General features: G+C 27.7%; 20 protein-coding genes. 1 reads left to right on the forward strand and 19 read right to left on the reverse strand.

Going from position 1 to position 18,142, the window contains the following annotated elements; translation table 11 throughout:
• Positions 1 to 14: 14 nt before the first annotated feature.
• From KQI36_RS00255 to pduB, 9 genes are all read right to left on the reverse strand, one after another.
• Complete coding sequence (locus tag KQI36_RS00255; RefSeq protein ID WP_216449143.1) at positions 15 to 545, reverse strand: cysteine hydrolase family protein; 531 nt, start codon at positions 543 to 545, stop codon at positions 15 to 17.
• A 179-nt stretch (positions 546 to 724) separates the two neighbouring features.
• Positions 725 to 1,696, reverse strand: coding sequence for an alpha/beta fold hydrolase (locus tag KQI36_RS00260; protein ID WP_216449144.1), 972 nt, complete (start codon positions 1,694 to 1,696; stop codon positions 725 to 727).
• 562 nt (positions 1,697 to 2,258) lie between these two features.
• Positions 2,259 to 2,606 (reverse strand): TIGR04076 family protein, encoded by a 348-nt coding sequence (locus KQI36_RS00265; RefSeq protein ID WP_216449145.1) that lies wholly within the window; start codon positions 2,604 to 2,606, stop codon positions 2,259 to 2,261.
• Between the two features lie 264 nt (positions 2,607 to 2,870).
• A complete protein-coding gene (locus KQI36_RS00270; RefSeq protein WP_216449146.1) occupies positions 2,871 to 3,899 on the reverse strand; it encodes a sensor histidine kinase in 1,029 nt (342 codons plus the stop codon).
• Positions 3,892 to 4,575: a response regulator transcription factor gene (locus KQI36_RS00275; protein WP_216449147.1), complete on the reverse strand. Its 684-nt coding sequence runs from the start codon at positions 4,573 to 4,575 to the stop codon at positions 3,892 to 3,894. The genes KQI36_RS00270 and KQI36_RS00275 overlap by 8 nt, the downstream gene beginning before the upstream one ends.
• 11 nt (positions 4,576 to 4,586) lie before the next feature.
• A complete protein-coding gene (locus KQI36_RS00280) occupies positions 4,587 to 6,617 on the reverse strand; it encodes an FtsX-like permease family protein (protein WP_216449148.1) in 2,031 nt (676 codons plus the stop codon).
• Positions 6,607 to 7,383 carry an ABC transporter ATP-binding protein gene (locus tag KQI36_RS00285; RefSeq protein ID WP_216449149.1) on the reverse strand — a complete coding sequence of 259 codons (777 nt, stop codon included), beginning with the start codon at positions 7,381 to 7,383 and terminating at the stop codon, positions 6,607 to 6,609. The genes KQI36_RS00280 and KQI36_RS00285 overlap by 11 nt, the downstream gene beginning before the upstream one ends.
• A 180-nt stretch (positions 7,384 to 7,563) precedes the next feature.
• The gene (locus KQI36_RS00290) at positions 7,564 to 8,298 is read right to left on the reverse strand and encodes an AAA family ATPase (RefSeq protein WP_216449150.1); all 735 of its coding nucleotides are present in this window, start codon (positions 8,296 to 8,298) and stop codon (positions 7,564 to 7,566) included.
• 240 nt (positions 8,299 to 8,538) lie between these two features.
• Positions 8,539 to 9,237: a propanediol utilization microcompartment protein PduB gene (pduB, locus tag KQI36_RS00295; protein WP_216449151.1), complete on the reverse strand. Its 699-nt coding sequence runs from the start codon at positions 9,235 to 9,237 to the stop codon at positions 8,539 to 8,541.
• A 443-nt stretch (positions 9,238 to 9,680) separates the two neighbouring features.
• On the opposite strand from pduB, the gene KQI36_RS00300 reads away from it, so the two are divergent.
• The gene (locus KQI36_RS00300; protein ID WP_216449152.1) at positions 9,681 to 10,982 is read left to right on the forward strand and encodes an erythromycin esterase family protein; all 1,302 of its coding nucleotides are present in this window, start codon (positions 9,681 to 9,683) and stop codon (positions 10,980 to 10,982) included.
• A 499-nt stretch (positions 10,983 to 11,481) separates the two neighbouring features.
• On the opposite strand, the gene KQI36_RS00305 is transcribed toward KQI36_RS00300, so the two are convergent.
• The 10 genes from KQI36_RS00305 to KQI36_RS00350 form a co-directional block, all read right to left on the reverse strand.
• On the reverse strand, positions 11,482 to 12,015 hold the full coding sequence (locus KQI36_RS00305) for a GNAT family N-acetyltransferase (RefSeq protein WP_216449153.1): 534 nt from the start codon (positions 12,013 to 12,015) through the stop codon (positions 11,482 to 11,484).
• A 220-nt stretch (positions 12,016 to 12,235) separates the two neighbouring features.
• Complete coding sequence (locus KQI36_RS00310; RefSeq protein ID WP_216449154.1) at positions 12,236 to 13,159, reverse strand: AEC family transporter; 924 nt, start codon at positions 13,157 to 13,159, stop codon at positions 12,236 to 12,238.
• Positions 13,160 to 13,223: 64 nt separating this feature from the next.
• Positions 13,224 to 13,763: a nitroreductase family protein gene (locus tag KQI36_RS00315; protein ID WP_216449155.1), complete on the reverse strand. Its 540-nt coding sequence runs from the start codon at positions 13,761 to 13,763 to the stop codon at positions 13,224 to 13,226.
• A 267-nt stretch (positions 13,764 to 14,030) separates the two neighbouring features.
• Positions 14,031 to 14,570 carry a DUF1697 domain-containing protein gene (locus KQI36_RS00320; RefSeq protein WP_216449912.1) on the reverse strand — a complete coding sequence of 180 codons (540 nt, stop codon included), beginning with the start codon at positions 14,568 to 14,570 and terminating at the stop codon, positions 14,031 to 14,033.
• Between the two features lie 61 nt (positions 14,571 to 14,631).
• The gene (locus KQI36_RS00325) at positions 14,632 to 15,096 is read right to left on the reverse strand and encodes a helix-turn-helix domain-containing protein (RefSeq protein WP_216449156.1); all 465 of its coding nucleotides are present in this window, start codon (positions 15,094 to 15,096) and stop codon (positions 14,632 to 14,634) included.
• 402 nt (positions 15,097 to 15,498) lie between these two features.
• The gene (locus KQI36_RS00330) at positions 15,499 to 16,203 is read right to left on the reverse strand and encodes an alpha/beta hydrolase (protein WP_216449157.1); all 705 of its coding nucleotides are present in this window, start codon (positions 16,201 to 16,203) and stop codon (positions 15,499 to 15,501) included.
• 377 nt (positions 16,204 to 16,580) lie between these two features.
• Complete coding sequence (locus tag KQI36_RS00335) at positions 16,581 to 16,841, reverse strand: DUF3795 domain-containing protein (protein WP_216449158.1); 261 nt, start codon at positions 16,839 to 16,841, stop codon at positions 16,581 to 16,583.
• Positions 16,842 to 16,856: 15 nt separating this feature from the next.
• Positions 16,857 to 17,117, reverse strand: a complete 261-nt coding sequence (locus KQI36_RS00340; protein ID WP_216449159.1) for a TfoX/Sxy family protein — start codon at positions 17,115 to 17,117, stop codon at positions 16,857 to 16,859.
• 110 nt (positions 17,118 to 17,227) lie between these two features.
• Positions 17,228 to 17,407 (reverse strand): hypothetical protein, encoded by a 180-nt coding sequence (locus KQI36_RS00345; protein ID WP_216449160.1) that lies wholly within the window; start codon positions 17,405 to 17,407, stop codon positions 17,228 to 17,230.
• 274 nt (positions 17,408 to 17,681) lie between these two features.
• Entirely contained in the window at positions 17,682 to 17,963 is a 282-nt protein-coding gene (locus KQI36_RS00350) for a 50S ribosomal protein L7/L12 (protein ID WP_216449161.1), read from the reverse strand.
• Positions 17,964 to 18,142 lie beyond the last annotated feature (179 nt).

An 18,142-nucleotide genomic window follows, 5' to 3' on the forward strand; every position in this document is an offset into this window, starting at 1 on the left:
TTTTTTTGTAAATTTTAATTTAACTTTTTCATTCTTTTAAGTGTTTCATCCACTGAAATACACTCTGCATATCTACCATTCCACATATATTCATTGTAATATTTATAACTTTGCTCCGACGACATAAATTTATTATCTACTGTTGTATTTGCATATGCTGGAACTACAATATTAAATCCATGTTCAAATCCACATTTTATAGTATCATCAATACAATAATCTGTTTGTAATCCTACAATGATTATATTTTCTTCACCTTTGTTTATTAAATATTCTAATAAACCTGTACCCTTAAATGCACTATTAACAACTTTATCAAATATTTTTTCTTCATTTATTGGTTTAAATTTTTCATATATCTCAAACCCATCATTTCCTTTTGTTAGCTCATTTCCTATCCCATCATCATGACGTACATATATTACTTCAATATTATTTAATCTAGCCTGATTTATTATTTTTTTAACATTAGATACAAATATATCAAATTTATATAATTTTTCGTTTGTTATTAGCTTTTGTGTATCGATAATTAATAAAACCATTTTTTCTCCTTTTCAAACTCCCATTTATGCTTTTAATAAAGGTAGCATATTTTGTAAATATCAAATTCTTCAAACTTTAAAGATTATTTAACTTGATTTTTTTGATTATAGCATAAAAACACCCCAAAACTTAATTTATTAATAATGCGGTGTTTAAGTAAATCATTATTATATTACTACTATAAACCTACTTTAGTCTTTTCTTTTTTATTAATGTCTGTTAAAGCATCAAAAAATAAATCAGGTTGATCTATCATTGTCATATGTCCAGCACTAGGTATTAAATATAACTTTTTATACGGTGCATTCATTCTCTCAAAGTATTTTTCAGCAATAACATGAGGAGTTTGCCAATCATTTTCACCTAGAATATAATACATTGGCACTTTATATTCTTTAGATTCAGAATTTAAATCGAAGTGAAATAAAAATGCCAACAAATCTTTATTTGCTTTGCTCCCTTTAATTGCTGCAGAAATATCAGAAAACTTTAAAATAGGACTTTTAAATACAGCTACAAGCATAGAAAAACTTAGATTTACAGCTAAATTGTATTTCCCCTGAATTTTACGTATTTTCATGCACTTCTTCATAAAATTATCGTCAAATTTGTCCCCTGGATATTGTCCTAAATCCTTAAGCTTCTTTAAATCTTTTTTATCATTACACTGTATAATTAACTCCTTAGCTTTTTCATAACCAACTCGCTCATTTTCAATCATATTGATAACTTGCCCAACTCCAATATAATAAGCTACTTCTTCTGGGTATTGTTTTATAAATATACTACCTAAAGCACTTCCCCAAGAATGACCAAGTATTATTATTTTTTCCCTATTATATTTCTTCTTTAAATATTGAACAACTTCAAATAAGTCTTTTATCATCACTTCAATTGTAGGATACTTATCTTTATTCTTTGTAAGAGTCTTTCCAGTTCCACGTTGATCCCAATGAACTACTGTAAAAACGTCTTCCCATTTTTCTTGAAACATATATGCAAATAATGATTCTGAACTTCCTGGGCCACCATGTAAAAATAACATTACTGGATTATTATAATTTGTACCAGAATGAAATAAATATTGCTCAATTCCATTAATGCATACATATTCCTCAGAATAAATTAGTCTATTGGGCTTATTTTTCATAATTCTAACTCTCCTTTTAACACTGCCATAGCTTAACTAATAGTAATTATATCACATGCTCATGCTAATCAATGGTTATTTTACTAATAAATATAAATTTTTTCACTTCTTAACATCACATTATTTAGTTTTTAAAGATTATTATTCATACTCAAATTTTTAAAAATCGTTACATATTTTGTGACGATTTTTTAAACAACATTTTACTTTGTATTTTATTTGAATTGTAACGCAAAAATACCGCATATTCACTTTAGAATAGTACGGTATTTTAAGAAACTATTTATTTTTTTAGTTATAAAGTTAAATAAAATTTATTCCTATAACTTGAATGTTAGATACCATCTATCTTCATTTTTTTAAAATGGCACCACATTTTTCACACATTCTTTTGTATCGTGGATTACATTTTTGAATACTTCCTGTAAGGTTCACATATTGGCAAGAGCATTACAATACCTTAAATCTAGTTTAAGAATTTCCAACAAAGTATCACCCACTACATAAAATAAATAATTTTCATTTCACATTTTATTCAAACTAAGCACAATAAAAATCAAAATTAATCAAAAAACTTCCCTTTATAAAAATTCTCATTGTCAAGTTTTTTTGCCGTCAACCTGAACATTACGCAGCCATCTGGACATACAATGTCTTTGCTATATTTGCCATCGCCTCCAATGTTCTCTAAATCTCCGCCACTTCTGACTGACTCCATGATTGGGAACATAATCATCATGACCTTAGAACAGATACCCTGTCCATCCGCATTTATGGGACAGCCATAGGTGCAAGTATACTTATCCCCGACTTCCTCGCCGTTTCGGCAGTATCGCTCTGTCTGGTCACTGCGAAGAAATCCAGTTACCTCAATTTCAAATTCGTACTCCTCATCATACCACTTTTTCATGATTAACCTCCAAGTTTCTGTTTATTTGTATATCTCATAAAAATAATTTTTATTTAAAACCTTCATATTATCATGATTCAATCATAACATATTTTGTAAATACCAAACTATCTAATTTTCAAATAACACTTTTTATTAATTACTTCGTCATTTAATCGAATTATGATATAAAAAATACCGCATATTCACTTTAGAATAGTACGGTATTTTATAAAATCCACTTTTAAAACTATAACTTTCATTAATTAAGTGTTTTTTCTATACTTATAAATCAATAATCTTAAGAAATATCAATGCAATTTGAAAACCTTCAGTATATTTCTCATTTAACTCTAGCTTTATTTTTAATCCTTCTGATACTTGTTTTACTAGATATAAGCCCATTCCTGTAGAATTTTTTCTTTGTTCCCCAATCATACCAGTAAAACCTTTTTCAAATATAAATGGTAAATCATAAGGTTTAACTCCAATTCCATTGTCTCTTATATTTAGCTTTATGTATTTCTCATTTTCAACTGAAGTAATAACTATTTTTGCCTCAGTTTCTTCGACATCTGTGTACTTAATTGCATTGCTAATTATTTGTCTTATTATAAATTGCATACCTCGTTTATCAGATACAACCTTGCAGTCACCAACATTTAAACTTACTTCTATACCTTTTTCCTGTAATATCACTTTATATTCTTCAATTACTTCTGCACAACTATCATTTAATGAAAGTTCTTTTAAAAAATAATCTTTACAAGTAGATTTTAGTCTTGCATAATATAGCATTCTTTCTATATCTTCTTGCATTTTAGTTCTTACATATTGCAATCTCTTATATGCTACTTGTGATATTTCATCTTTTCTATTATCTAACACAAAGGTCATTAATCCTAATGGTGTTTTTATTTCATGTGCCCAAGCTTCTACGTATTCCTCGTATTCATCTATTCCTTGCTTATAAGTGTTTATAGTACTTTGATTTTCTCTTAAAATTCCACCTATTTTTCTAATTACATTAGCTTCTTCATGATTAAATAACTTTATAATTTGATTTTCATTATTTATAGTAGGTTCATTTAAATAGTTATAAATTGCATCTTCTCTTTTTAAATCATTTTTATACAGAATAAATGCTATAGCACAATACAAAATCATTGACCCAATTATCATTGTAGGAAAAATATAACGAAAAGCCTTATCATTGCTAAGCCACAACAGTCCACCAAATATAAAATTTAATATAAGTATAACAATAATCCAAAGTTTATTTTTTATTAATATTCCTCTTATCTTTTTAATCATTGTTGTCTCCTATAAGCTCTAAGGAATACCCCTTTCCTCTAATTGTGTTTATCTTATAATTAGTATCTAATTTATGTAAGGATTTCTTTAGCCTTGTCATATTTACATGAAGGGCATTTTCATCAATATATTTTGTTGTACCCCAAAGCTTATTTAATAACATTTCCTTAGTAACAAGCTCCTCATAATTCTCAAGTAGTAATTCCATTATCTTCCCTTGATTTTCAGGTAAGATAGCAGCTTTCCCTTTAATGTTTATTGTATACGTTTGTAAATCTAAGCTAGCATCCTTTATTTCTACAAAATGCCTTCTATCCTCTAAACGACGAAGCAAATTAGTTATTCTTGCTAACAAACGCTCTTTATGACAAGGCTTGTTTATATATTCATCTGCGCCAATATCAAGGGCATGTAACTCATCCTTCATTTGATCACGCCCTGTTAAAACAAGTATTGGAACATTACTTTTATTTCTAATTCCTTTACATATTTCAAAGCCAGATATTTCTGGTAAGTTTAAGTCTAATAATACAAGGTCTGGTGAAGCAGATATAATCTTATCTACCACATTAGAAAATTTAATTATAGAAAAGGTATCATATCCTTCCTTCTCTAAAATATACTGAAGCTCTTCTCTCATAAAAAGCTCATCTTCTACAATTACAATCTTCTTCACTATTATCACCTCTAATTATCTTCTCTCTTAACATCCATAAGCTTTAGAATGCTCTTATCACTAATTTTCTTTACAAAGTGCATATAAAATAATTCTACCATACATATTAGCACAATAATAGGAATTGCAATTATCATTAGTTTACTAACCTGCTCTTTCATTGTTGTTGGCATAAGACCTGTAAATAATGCTCTTACTGAAAATATGCTATTTATAGCTGCAACTATTATTGGTAGTGAAAAATACCAAGTAATTTGATTTCTTGCAGATTTGCATAACATCTCATAGCTTGCACCAAGATAAGTTAATGATAAATACCTTTTTTTTGTTTTTTCTTGATGCATTAAGAACTGTACTCCCATAACTGTATTGGCTATTATAAGAAAAATAACTGCTAAGTAAATAGTTGTATAGCTTACTGATACTGTGAAAAATAATTCTCTTCCTATATTTTGAAGATAACTTTCATAACTTATTTCAGTAGTATCAAGTTTTTCATTAACATAACTAATAGCTTGCATTAATCCCTTTTCTCTAACAAATCCCTTATTTAAAGTTACATTCCAATAAGTATTTACATTATTTGGTCTTGTGTATTTGTTAAAAACTTCTTCAGATACTATTAACCCTCTACTTATAGTAATTAACCTATCTGTTACAATACTATCAGAATAGTATTTTTCTCCTATGATATATTCTTCACCATCTAAGTATAAAGAAGGTTTTTCCTTTAAAACACTTTCCATTATATCACCAATTTTAAACTTGGGGTTTTCATAAAGCGCTACTTCATTATTCTTTAATTCTATAGGAGCTTTACCTTGTAATTCTAAAATTTCATTATATGAATCTACTGAAATTAAATATGGTGAATCAAATACTTGAAGGTTATTTAATAAAATATCCTTTTCTTTACCATATTTTTGATTTTCTACAGCTTTTATTAAGCCTTCTGGTGAAAAAGTGTCACTATATAACATTCCAATTCTCATATCATAAAAACCATCAATATATTTATTTAAATCTAGTTTGTTTATTAAAGACTTTACTTCTTCCTCATCTGCTTGAAAGGTATAATCAATAATATGTGGTTCCTTTGAATTAAATAAGAATCCAACTGATATACCATATGCAAAGCAAGTAATTGTCATTAAAACTAATATTGATGAAATAGCCATAGTATTTGGTTTTAGAAATACTGATTCTTGCAATTGCCTAAAGGTAAACATTTTCAATTCATTTCTGTTAGTTTTCTTTTTAAGTATTATTTCAAATAAAACTCCTATTCCTTGAAGTAATAGGAACATTCCACTAAGACCTAGTATTACTGTTATTCCAAAGAACTTTAAACTCGACCATGATATTTCCGTTATTGCAATGGTAAATGCTACTGCAAGTAAAATACTTCCTAATAACAACTTAATTGTAACAACTACCTTGTTAATTTTTCTTTTCTTTTCTGATTGGGAATCTGAAAGTAATTCTATAACCTCTTTTCTTGAAAATTTACCACTTAAAATAATAATTGCTACAAATCTAATAATAAAATAGCCAACAATAGTCCCAATAACAGCTGAAATTGAAAAGGTAAAGCTATGTCCTATTATGCCTAGCCCTACTATTTTAGCTGTCACTAAACTAATAACTTCTGATATAAAAACTGCTACTGGAATACCAATTGCTAATGACAATATACTGTTCCATAACTCTTCTACAAAAAGCATTAATACTAATTTGCTACGTTTCATACCAAGCATTAAGTACATTCCAAGTTCCCTGTTTCTTCTTTCTAGCTGATATTTACCTGCAAAATATACAAGAAAGAATAAGATAAATAAAGATAATCCATATAAAACTGGAATCAATAAAAACAACTTTTCCAAAGCCTGACTTTCCATAGTCTTTAAAAATATAATAACATCTTGCTTTTCAAGAGATAAAATAATATAAAATGCAACTATAGACACTATTAACGATACAAAGAACAACCCATTTTCTTTTCGATTTCTTTTACTATTTCTTTTAACTAAATCATAAAACATTTGCACTTCCACCTCCTAGTTGTGCCATAACTAGAAGTATTCTTTCATAAAACGCTTGTCTAGATTCCTCTAATTTTTTATACCTTAACTCATGAAAAAGCTTTCCGTCTTGTATAAATAAAATCCTTGAACAAAAACTAGCTACATTTGCATCATGTGTAACCATTAAGATGGTTGATTTTTGTTCTTCATTTAAATCAGCTAGTTTTTGCATTAAGGCTTTTGCATTTTTAGAATCTAATGCTCCTGTTGGCTCATCAGCTAAAATAATTTGCGGGTTTAAAATTAAAGCTCTCGCAGCAGCTACACGCTGTTTTTGTCCTCCTGAAATTTCATTTGGAAATTTGTCTAATATATCTTTTATCTCCATATATTCTGCTAATTTTTCTACTTCTACCTTATTATTATCCTGTAATTTATTATGAATGGCCATTGGTAGTAATATATTTTCCCTTGCTGTTAGATTTTCTAATAATTCGAAATTTTGAAATAGATATCCTATTTTATTTCCTCTATACTTAGCTAATTTATTACCTTTAAATTTTTCTACATTCTCACCATTTAATAAAATATTTCCTTCTGTAGGATAAGTTGTAGTTGCAATGCAATTAAGTAACGTTGTTTTTCCTGAACCGCTACTGCCCATGATGCCAATGAATTCACCATTTATTACTTGAAAGCTTATTCCATCTAAAGCCTTAGTTACAGAATCTTTTTTACCATAATATTTTTTTAAGTTTTTAACCTCTAATATTCTTTCATCCATTATAATCACCTTTCATATAATATCCTTATAGCAAATAAATAGAACTCCTGATTTTTATTTGCTTTTCATATCCTATAATTAGTATAAATGGATTTATCAAAATAAAACACTTACAGTTAGTGAAAGATTAGGAGGTTAATATTGTTTCACTATTGTAAATTACCTTTTTGCCCATATTTTTTATTCCTGTGATAAAAGTACTTCTAACATTTTTTCAGGTCTATCAAGAAAATTTTTAGTAATTTTGTAATGCTCAGTATCTTTATACACAACTTCTTTTATACCATTGTTTAATTCATAAATAATTGAATCTGGATAAGACATTATTATAGGTGAATGAGTAGCTATTATAAACTGAGAATTTTTCTGTACTAATTCATTCATTATAACAAGCATAGACATTTGTCTTGATGGTGATAATGCTGCTTCTGGTTCATCTAAAATATATAAACCATTCCCACTAAATCTATTCTTAATAACTGACAAAAAAGACTCTCCATGGGATTGTGCATGTAGTGATATTCCTCCATATGCTCTACTCACATCTACATCATCTATATTTGTAGCCACATTATAAAAACTTTCTGCTCTTAGAAAAAAGCCATCATTAGGCCTTTTAACACCTCTAATTAATTTAATATTCTTGTATAAATCTGAATGAGTATTGTTTGTTGAAAAATTAATATTTCTAGTTCCACCTTCTGGATTAAATCCACATGCTATAGCAATAGCTTCAAGTATCGTTGATTTACCAGTACCATTTTCACCTACAATATATGTAACTTTAGGATGGAAATCTATTCTAGATAAATCTTTTATCGCGGATAAACTATATGGATACTTAGAAAATGACTCTATTCTTTCTCTACATAATTCAATATATCTTAAATATTGATTGCATTTATTTAAATTCATTTTTTCCCTCCACAAGTAATTAAATAACAATTTAATCTTCACACAATATACAATTATAGCTAAATAATATACTGCTATTATAAGTAAATCATAACATATTTTATATATAACATTATTTAACTTCCACAATTTTTTATTTCTATTACTATATAAAAACACCGTAAAATTCAGCTTTGAATAATACGGTGCTCAAATAAAGTATTTGTTTTTATAATTTAATCTTTAATTAAATATTATCTTCTAAATATATGATTTAGTCAAAGATTGAGTCTCTTGCCCCATTGTTTTTAATAATGATAATCCAATCTCCCTTGCAGCTATTACTGATTGTCTAACAGCATCTGAATCTCCAGTAACTGTTATAATTACTTCATTTGTATGTGCTGTTCCTGAATCAGGGCTCGCATATGTTACCATCTGAACATTTGCAGCTTTCATTGCTGTATCTGCCATTACTAAACCAATTGCAGCTGGAGCACCAGCAATTATTCCAAAAGCTTTTCCAATAGGAGCGCCAAATGCTTTTGCTGATGCCAAGCTTGCACTTGCAGTATATGAAAGTTCTAAGTGGCCTGAATCACATGCATAAACATCTCCAAAAGTTCTATCTAATTCTTTAAGAGCAACTTCTACTGCTCTTCTTACATCTGTTACATCTTCTGCTGCTAGAATAATTAAGCAACCATGCCCTGCTCCACCTTTTGTATCTCTTGGCATTTCAATCTTTGCTACTTCTGTATTAGTAGCTTTTACCGCCTCATCTGCTGCCATAATATGTGGTCCTGCACCTGTTCTTCCACTAATTATTCCTATAGACCTATATTTTTTATCTAATCCCATTTTTTCATGAAGAAAACAATCAACATTAGCTATGACTAATCCAATAGTATCTCCAATTGCTGTTCCTACAAATTCTGTTATTGATGCTGACGTATTCATCTTTAGTACCTCTCTTTTCTATCACATTATTATCTTTACTTACTTAAGCAACTTTCTTATTAAGTGTTTTTTCTACTACTGCTTATATAATTTTATTATAAATCGATTATAACATATCTTGTAAATGCTGCATTATTCAATTTTTAAAGAATATTTCACTTCGTATTTTTTGTATTACGACATAAAAAATATCGCAAATTCATTTCTGAATGATGAGATGCTTTAATAACCTATTTTTTAGTTATAATGTTAAATTAAAAGGATGTGGATAAATTAAATTGAAATTTATTTTCATAGAATAGGATTATTCTCAATAAGTAATTAAAAACTGTAATAAATATAATTATTTCCCAAAAATATTGTTATTTCTATGTATATATTTTACAATTAATGTGAGTAACTAGTATTTATTAAATTATTATAGAGAGGGCCGGAATATTATTATGAAGAAAGTGAGTCTAAGATTACTATCAATTTTTTTTATATTATGTATATTATTAACTGGATGTAAAAAAGACGGAGGTTCAATTCAATTTTCCAATAAGCGTTTAGAACAATCACCTGAGAAAAGAGAAATTATGCAAGAGTATTTGAAAAAAAATTATAGTTCTGTAGATTTAGAAGATGAAAGCGAATTTAAAGATTTAGCTATTATGGATTCAGATATAGAAGGAAAGGAAATTTTTTTTACTGCTGAACTTCATGGAACTAAGGCTAATGAACAATTAAATATGAAATTCTTAAAATATTTCAAAGAAAAAACAGATTTTAAGTATTATCTATGTGAGCTCTCTTATAGTGATGCTTATTTTATAAATAAGTATTTAGAGACTGGGGATATAAAAATATTAGAAGATATATATAAGCCACTAAAAGGAACATTTGCATGGAATAAAGATAGTTATAACCATTTTAAAAAGTTATATGAATATAATAATACTCTACCTAAAGAAAGCAGAATTCAAGTTGTAGGCGTTGATATAGAACATCAACCAATTAATGCCTATAAGTTTTTAGTAGATGTTTTACCAGATAAAGAAGCGCCTAAAGAAATAAAATCAGTAATAGATAAGATTAAAAATAAATTTAATGATTCAGGTGAATTTGATAAAACATTTGCTCAATGTTCAAATGAATTGCAAAAGAACATAGAAAAGAATGAAAATACATATAAGGAGTATCTTGGAGAAAACTTTACTGGTTTTAACCTTGTAAATTTGAACGTATTAAATAGCGTAGAGGCATATAAGCATGAGGATTACGTAGATTGGAATAATACTAGAGATAACCTGATATATAAAAACTTTCAAATTCTTCAAAATGAATTACCTAAGGGTAAGTATTACGGACAATGGGGGCTTGACCATACATTTCAAAGTAAAGAAAAAGATATAATGTGGTTTGCTGCCTATTTAAATTCTGATGACTCAATATTTAAAGATAAGATTTTAACAGTAATTTATAACTATGATAATTGCGATATGATGGGCATAACTGATACTATGGAATACACTACTAATGAACTTAACATTATGTACCCTCAAATTAAGGAAACTAACGATTTATTAGATAGTAATTTGAACATTTATAAATTAACGAGTGAGAATTCACCTTTTTCTGAAACACCAATGTATTATACTTTTAATGGAGAAGAAATAGAAGCAAATATGTTAGATTTTTTTCAATATATAGTTTGTATAAGAGATTCTAAAGCAACAGAGCCACTTAATGATGACTATAATTAGTTAGCTTAGGATATAGATACTATATTTTGATGAAGGTTTCTTACTTTATTATTTTAGATTAGAAAATATAGTAGCGTGTTATCATGAAAATGTATTATGTATCTAATCTAGTATTGATACTAGATTAGATAATTTAAAGTTACATTCAAACCAAGATAATGATTGTATACAAAAATCACTAAAAATAAATAATTTCGAAGTAAACATCTCTTTCATACAAGTTTTACACTTTATTTTATTCATTTTTTATCTTTTCAAGTATATATATCTTTTATGATATGTTACCATTATAAATAAATTATTACACATATTACAAATGCATCATTATTCAATTTTTAAATAGCATATTTCACTTTTAGTTCGTGTTGTTTTTGAATTGAGACATAAAAATACCATAAAATTCATTTCTGAATAATACGGTATTTAGAACAATTATTTGATTTTATATTTTAGTCGTTAAATAAGAATCTTGTGAAATATGTTTAAATATAGATTATGTTTATAAGGAAAATTCCAATTGAAAATCTCTTCTGTCACTTTCGTATAGTTCTTTGTTTATTTCTTCCGCCTCTTTACATCCTAATGCAAAGTAAAATGCAATTGTTTCCTCAGCTGAACCAGCACAAATATAAATTTTATCTGCATTCCATTCTCTTGTTACATTTGCAGAAAGCATAAATAGTTTTTTACCTATTCCTTTATTTCTACATTCTAATGTTATAAACAATTGGTCTAACAAAACATAATTATATCTTTCACCAAAAAACTGGCGATTAATTGTTGCAAAGCCTAACAATTTATTATTACTATTAAAAGCACCAATTGCACTTCCCTTATTTAAAATAGTTTCTTTTAAATGGCTGATGTGATATTCATAACCATTCGGCCAGTCACAATCTTGATAATTTATTTCTATCAACTGGCGTTTTCCATCTACTTCTCTCCACGCTTTTCCTATATATTGAGATGGGTTCATTTCATTTATACACTGACACTCTTCCAATGTTAATTTTCTATATATAACACTACTCATAAAGTTACCTCCACATATACCTAATATCCATAATCCTCGTCTTATAATACAATTATAACGTATTTTGTAAATACTGTATCACTTTTGAATAACACAGTATTTATAATTGAATCTTCTATTCTTATATAATAAAAAAATTCATACCTTTATGATACGAATTTTTTAATATAATATTTAAATTGCATTAGTTAAGATTATATTGTAACTTAACTAATATATCTTACATTTGATATAACCAAACCATAATTGGCATTGTTACAATACATACAATAGTCGTAACTACATTTATAACACTAGCATATTCTCCGTTTTTATCATATATTTGAGCCATTTGTGCAACTGATGATGCAGATGGTGTGATTGTTGCAAGAAGGCTAATAAGTAAAATTATCTTACCATTAGGTACTAAACTTCCCATTCCACTATATTTAAGTAAAAGTAAACTTATAAATGGACATACTATCATCTTAAGAAAAGTAATTATGTAAATTCGTTTATAAGCAAATATCTTTCTAAAACTCATATTTGCAATCAGCATTCCCACTACAATCATACAAATAGGGCCAATCATAACACTTACTGACTCCATAGTGTCTGTAATAAAATCTGGAAGTTGCAGCCTAGTAACAAATAATAAAACTCCAAAGAAAATAGTAACCATATTAATATTTAAAAAGATTTTTTTCAAATCTATTTTTTTATCTTCACAAATCACCATTTTTCCATGAGTCCATAAAAGAACTAACTGTACACACATAAATGCACTAGAGTAAATAACCCATTCTTTTCCTAAAACAGCAGTTACAATTGGAATAATCAGATTTCCAGCATTTGAATATATTATAGATACCTTTTCAACTGAATCCAAATGAAATATCTTTTCAAGTATTTTTACTAAAATTAATAATTCAATATGAATCAATACAGCTGCTACAAAAGCAAGAATCAATCCGTTCCGTATACTTTCTGTATATTTAACTTGAAATGCATTAATAATCACACAAGGCATTACCAAATAAAGTGCAACTTTTGAAAGACTTTTACTTTCTTCTGCTTTCAATAAATTTGTTTTCACTAATATAAATCCCATGGCCATAACTAAAAAAAGTTCAGCAATCTGCTTCATTAATAACAAACTAATCAAAATTTCACCTCCACAATTTAACTCTGAACTATTTACTAATCACTTGTTGATTTTCCTATATTTCTTACCAAGTTTCATAATGTATTATTTCTTCAATTGTCTTCCTTGGACGAGCTTTTGGTGTCTCATTCGCATAGCCAAGAGTAATAATTCCAACTACATATTTATCATTAGGTATGTTTAAAATTGGTCTAATTTCATCTTGAGTAAACCATGCAACCCAACAACTTCCTAATCCTAAACTTTCAGCTTCAAGTAGTATGTGCTCTACAGAAATAGACGTATCCCTTATTATTTGCTTAAGTTCTTCTTGTGGACTATTTTCATTTAATACTACATCTATATTTTCTTTTATTCTACAACGTATATCAGCTACACATACAATAAAAACTGGAGCAGATAACATCCATTTTTGTTTGTGAGACACCTGTGCCAATTTTTGCTTAATTAATTCTGATTTTACTATAATGAAATTCCAAGGTTGTGTGTTGCTACCTGATGGAGCAAATCTCGCACTCTCAATTAATTGAATTATCTTCTCATCTTCAACTAATTTATTACTATAATTTCTTATACTTCTACGAGTTTTAATTTCCTTAATCATATTTATACATTCCTCCACTTAAATCCTTGTGTAGTTTGTACACAATTTACATACAATCTTTTTATACTTTACATTTTAATCAATTAATTATAACATATTTTGTAAATGTCATATCATTCAAACTTCAAAGATTATTTAATTCAAAATTTATTTGTATTGCGAACTAAAAAATACCGTATTATTCAAAAGTGAATATACGGTATTTTAATACGTTATCTATTTTTTGCTTAATAATTCCTAATTGATAAAGTGAAATTTGAAAAGCACTTACATTCCAACTAACTTCCTGATGGTGTTTGCCGTTCTTATTGTCAACTTGTTGCTGATGTTTACACTTGCCGTCTTTGACCACCAGTTTGTTTTTTGATAATCTTTTCGACTGAAAGACCAGAATACCACTTTTTTGTAGTCCTTTATCTTTTCTAATTCTTCCTTAGGTTCTCCAATCTCGTTGAATACTTCAGCAAATGTAGCTGGAGGCATAATAAAAATTAGATTATCATAGATGTCTTTATTTTCATTGCCCCACCAGTCAGGTGAATTACGCAAAATGTCCTCAAGTTCTTCTTTTAATATGACAAAAACAGGAATATCCAAACCAAACTGATTTTTTATAACTGTTTCAATCTGGTTTGTAAAGCTCCCTATGTCATCTCCATCACTTGAAAAAATCACATTGCCACTGTTCAGATATGTCTTAACTTCTCTAAACCCAAGTTCCTCAAAGCCATTCTTTAATTTTGCCATTGGAACCTTGTTTTTACCACTTATATTGATACCACGCAAAAATGCAATATATCTTTTCATATTCACTACTTCCCCCACACAAATTATAATTTACTTTTTAAGCTCATTTTAACATTGGAATTTATCTTTTGCTTAAACTTCTTCCCAGACAATAAACACCAACCAGCATTTCTCCCACAGATAACCCCAAAAGTAATCCAGCAAAAAAATCTTTTACATCAGAACCACCAATACTATGAGAAACAGCAAAGAAAGCAATCCCCATTACAATTAGTAAAATCCCATACATAGTATTTTTTTGTTTCTCTAAATCTTGCGTCCTTTTTAACAGATCCATAATCTGCTTCTCATCGTATATGCGTACACTGCTTTCCTCAATTTCTTCTCCGTCCATTAGTTCTGCAACTGTTATTTCAAGTTCTTTGCATAGTTCTTGCACCACACTGTAATCAGGCATACATTTTCCTGTTTCCCATTTTGAAATAGACTTATTTGATACACCTATTTTTTCTCCAAGTTGCTCCTGTGTCATATTGTGTTCTTTTCTCTTTTGTGCAATAAATTTGCCTATAGATAATTGATTCATATTAACACCCCTTTGTTTTTGATACTAAAATCCTACTTACAAAGTATCAAAATGTCTATCCCTTATTATGCGAATATAGGTGGAATCCTTATAACTTCTGATTTTCTAACATCCAATACTCGAAAAAATCTTCAGTTTTTCCTTGTTGATGATGTGCGTCAAATTACTATTTATCTATATGTTTTATACAAATAATTTTTACTTAAGTTTAATATTACAAATTAATTGTATCATACTCTGTAAATGCCATATTATTCAATTTTCAAATAACATATTTAACTTTCAGTTCGTATTGTATTTGTATTGCAATATAAAAATACCGTGAAATTCTCTTTGGAATAATACGGTATTTTAATATATTGCTCATATTACTTTTTAAATTTCTTAACAAATTGGAATTCGTTAGTCAATATGTTTTCGTAACCAATACTTGAATACATTCAATTGCTCTTCTGTATGAAAGTAATGTTCTGCTTCATCTACGACCTCTAATTCACAATGATATTTTTTTGTAAAATAATTAATAGTTTCAAATTCACACAGCTCATCTTTTGCCCCATACATAATATTTGTATCTACATTCCATGTATTAATAGGATGTTGTTTTACATAACAAAAGTAGTCCCAATACAACTTTTGACCAATAGGTGTTTCTATAATCATTTCTTTTTGCAAATGTTCTGGTGTTATATTAAACCATCTCATCATATTTTCTATGATTCTTTCCATATTAACTACTGGTGATAAAAATAATGCCTTTCTTAATATATCATTTTTATATGCTAAAAGACTAAAATAAGCCCCCATACTACATGCAAACAAATTCACTTCTTTCCAATGTTCCTTTGCATAATTCATAATTATAGATAAATCACTAACGCAAAACTGTACTTTGCAAGGAGTGCTCTCATTTTTTCTTTCTCCATGCTCTGGTAAATCAAAGCTCAATACTTGATAACCTTTTTTAAGTGCTTCTTCAGCTAAAATTTGAATCGCAACATCTTCCTTATTTGACATATTTCCATGTACTGCAATAAAAAGTTTCTCACTGTTTTTTCCCCACAAAATTGCAGGAATATTACTAATATTAAATTTATCTTTAAACATATTTCCTCCATAATTTATAGAGGCAAAACCCTCCATAAAAGTTCTTTATTTTTCTTGTTTATCATAATAAACTCCTCCTTTCTCAGTTAATTGTATATAAAGTATGCTAACTGCAAATTCCTATTTATCTGTATCTCTCATACAAATAATTCTCATTTAAAATCTTCCTATTATCATCAATAAATTATAACATATTTTGTAAACACCGTATCATTCAAACTTAAAAAATTATTTAATTCGTAATTTTTTTGAATTGCGAAACAAAAATACCGCAAATTTATTTCTAAATAATGCGATATTTATATCTATTGTTAATTTTTAGGATAATATTATAAACTTATATCTTCATCATTAAATTGAAATTTATCATCTTAATCTTACTTATTCATAGCCCATTTTTTACATTGCTCAATCTTAAGAGATGGATCAAATCCTTTTTCAACTCCCATATTCGAAAGTATATCACAAGGAAAATCAGGGCATTCACCGCAGTGATTATAATTCTTCTCCTCACAGCAATATTTAACCCCACATTCTCCACCCCAAAATGGCTTCTTCATATCTATACATCCACTGCAATTTACATTTTCTTTCCTCTCACAATTATTACAACAAACACCACATCTTGATTCAAACATAATTATGCTCCTTTACTATTTATTTTTATACCAATTATAAAAATCTTTTAGTTCTGCTTTGCGTTCCTGTGATAGCTCCGTTTTCTTAATACCTTGAATTGCACCTTCCATTGCTAACAATCTATTAATACATGCTGAAGCGTCAATTTCTTGTATTTTCAGCCATGCTTGCTCTGAACCAATATTTTTTAATTCATCATAAGTAAATATGCCTACTTTATTCAACTGCCTTTCAACTTCTTTTCCGATATTAGGCAGTTCTGATAATTGTCCCATAATAAAACTTCCTTTCAAATTGTTATTTACTTTTTAATAATTACAGGGTATTCAATGAATACCACATTATTTAATCTTCGAAGAGCTTATTTTATTATCTAATTGGCAATTTAATTATATAGTATTTTATCATCATCTATAGCCAACCATGAAACAAATGTACCATCATCAAAATGCTTTTCATAATACTCATTCAATGTAGGTAATAAATCAAATAACGGTTCAGCATCTTCTTCTTGTAATTGATTTAATCGCATTTCTATGAACTTATAAATATCCTTTTTATCCAATTTTTTATACTTTATTTTACTAATCCCCACTCAAGTATATCTATTTTTTACCACCACTTACCATTATAAATAAACTATTATACATATTGCAAATGCATCATTATTCAATTTTTAAATAGTATATTTCACTTTCAGTTCGTATTGTTTTTGAATTGCGTACTAAAAAATACCGCATATTCACTTTTAAATAATACGGTATTTTAATAAACTTAATATTTAATTTTATCTTCGTAATAATTTAATATTCCGAATTAACTCAACAATAAATTGAAATTTATAGTGCATCAATATATTTCTTTGCCTGTACTAAATCCATAGAAGTAACTTCTCTTAACTTTTTAACAGCTTCAACTTCTTTACCACTGTTTTTCAGATGAACTATATATTCTTTTTCTTCATCAGAAATAAAATATGTAGCTAATTGCTGATTTCCAGTTTCTTTACACAAGTTATCAATCTGTATCTGTTGAGATTTAACTTGTTTCTTTAATTCAGTTATTTTTATATAAAGTAAGATTACACTAATAAACATTAAAGTTAATATCCCATATTCCACAAGTTTTCCCCCCTTAACAATATAATTATGAATTAATTATAACATATTTTGTAAATACCGCATTATTCAATTTTCAAAGAACATATTTAATTCATCTTATAATCAAAATAAGACATAAAAAATACCATAAATTCATCTCTGAATAGTACGGTATATTTATAAATTGTTTAATTGTATAT

This window comes from Clostridium senegalense, from assembly GCF_018916625.1.
Lineage (GTDB): Bacteria > Bacillota > Clostridia > Clostridiales > Clostridiaceae > Clostridium_J > Clostridium_J senegalense.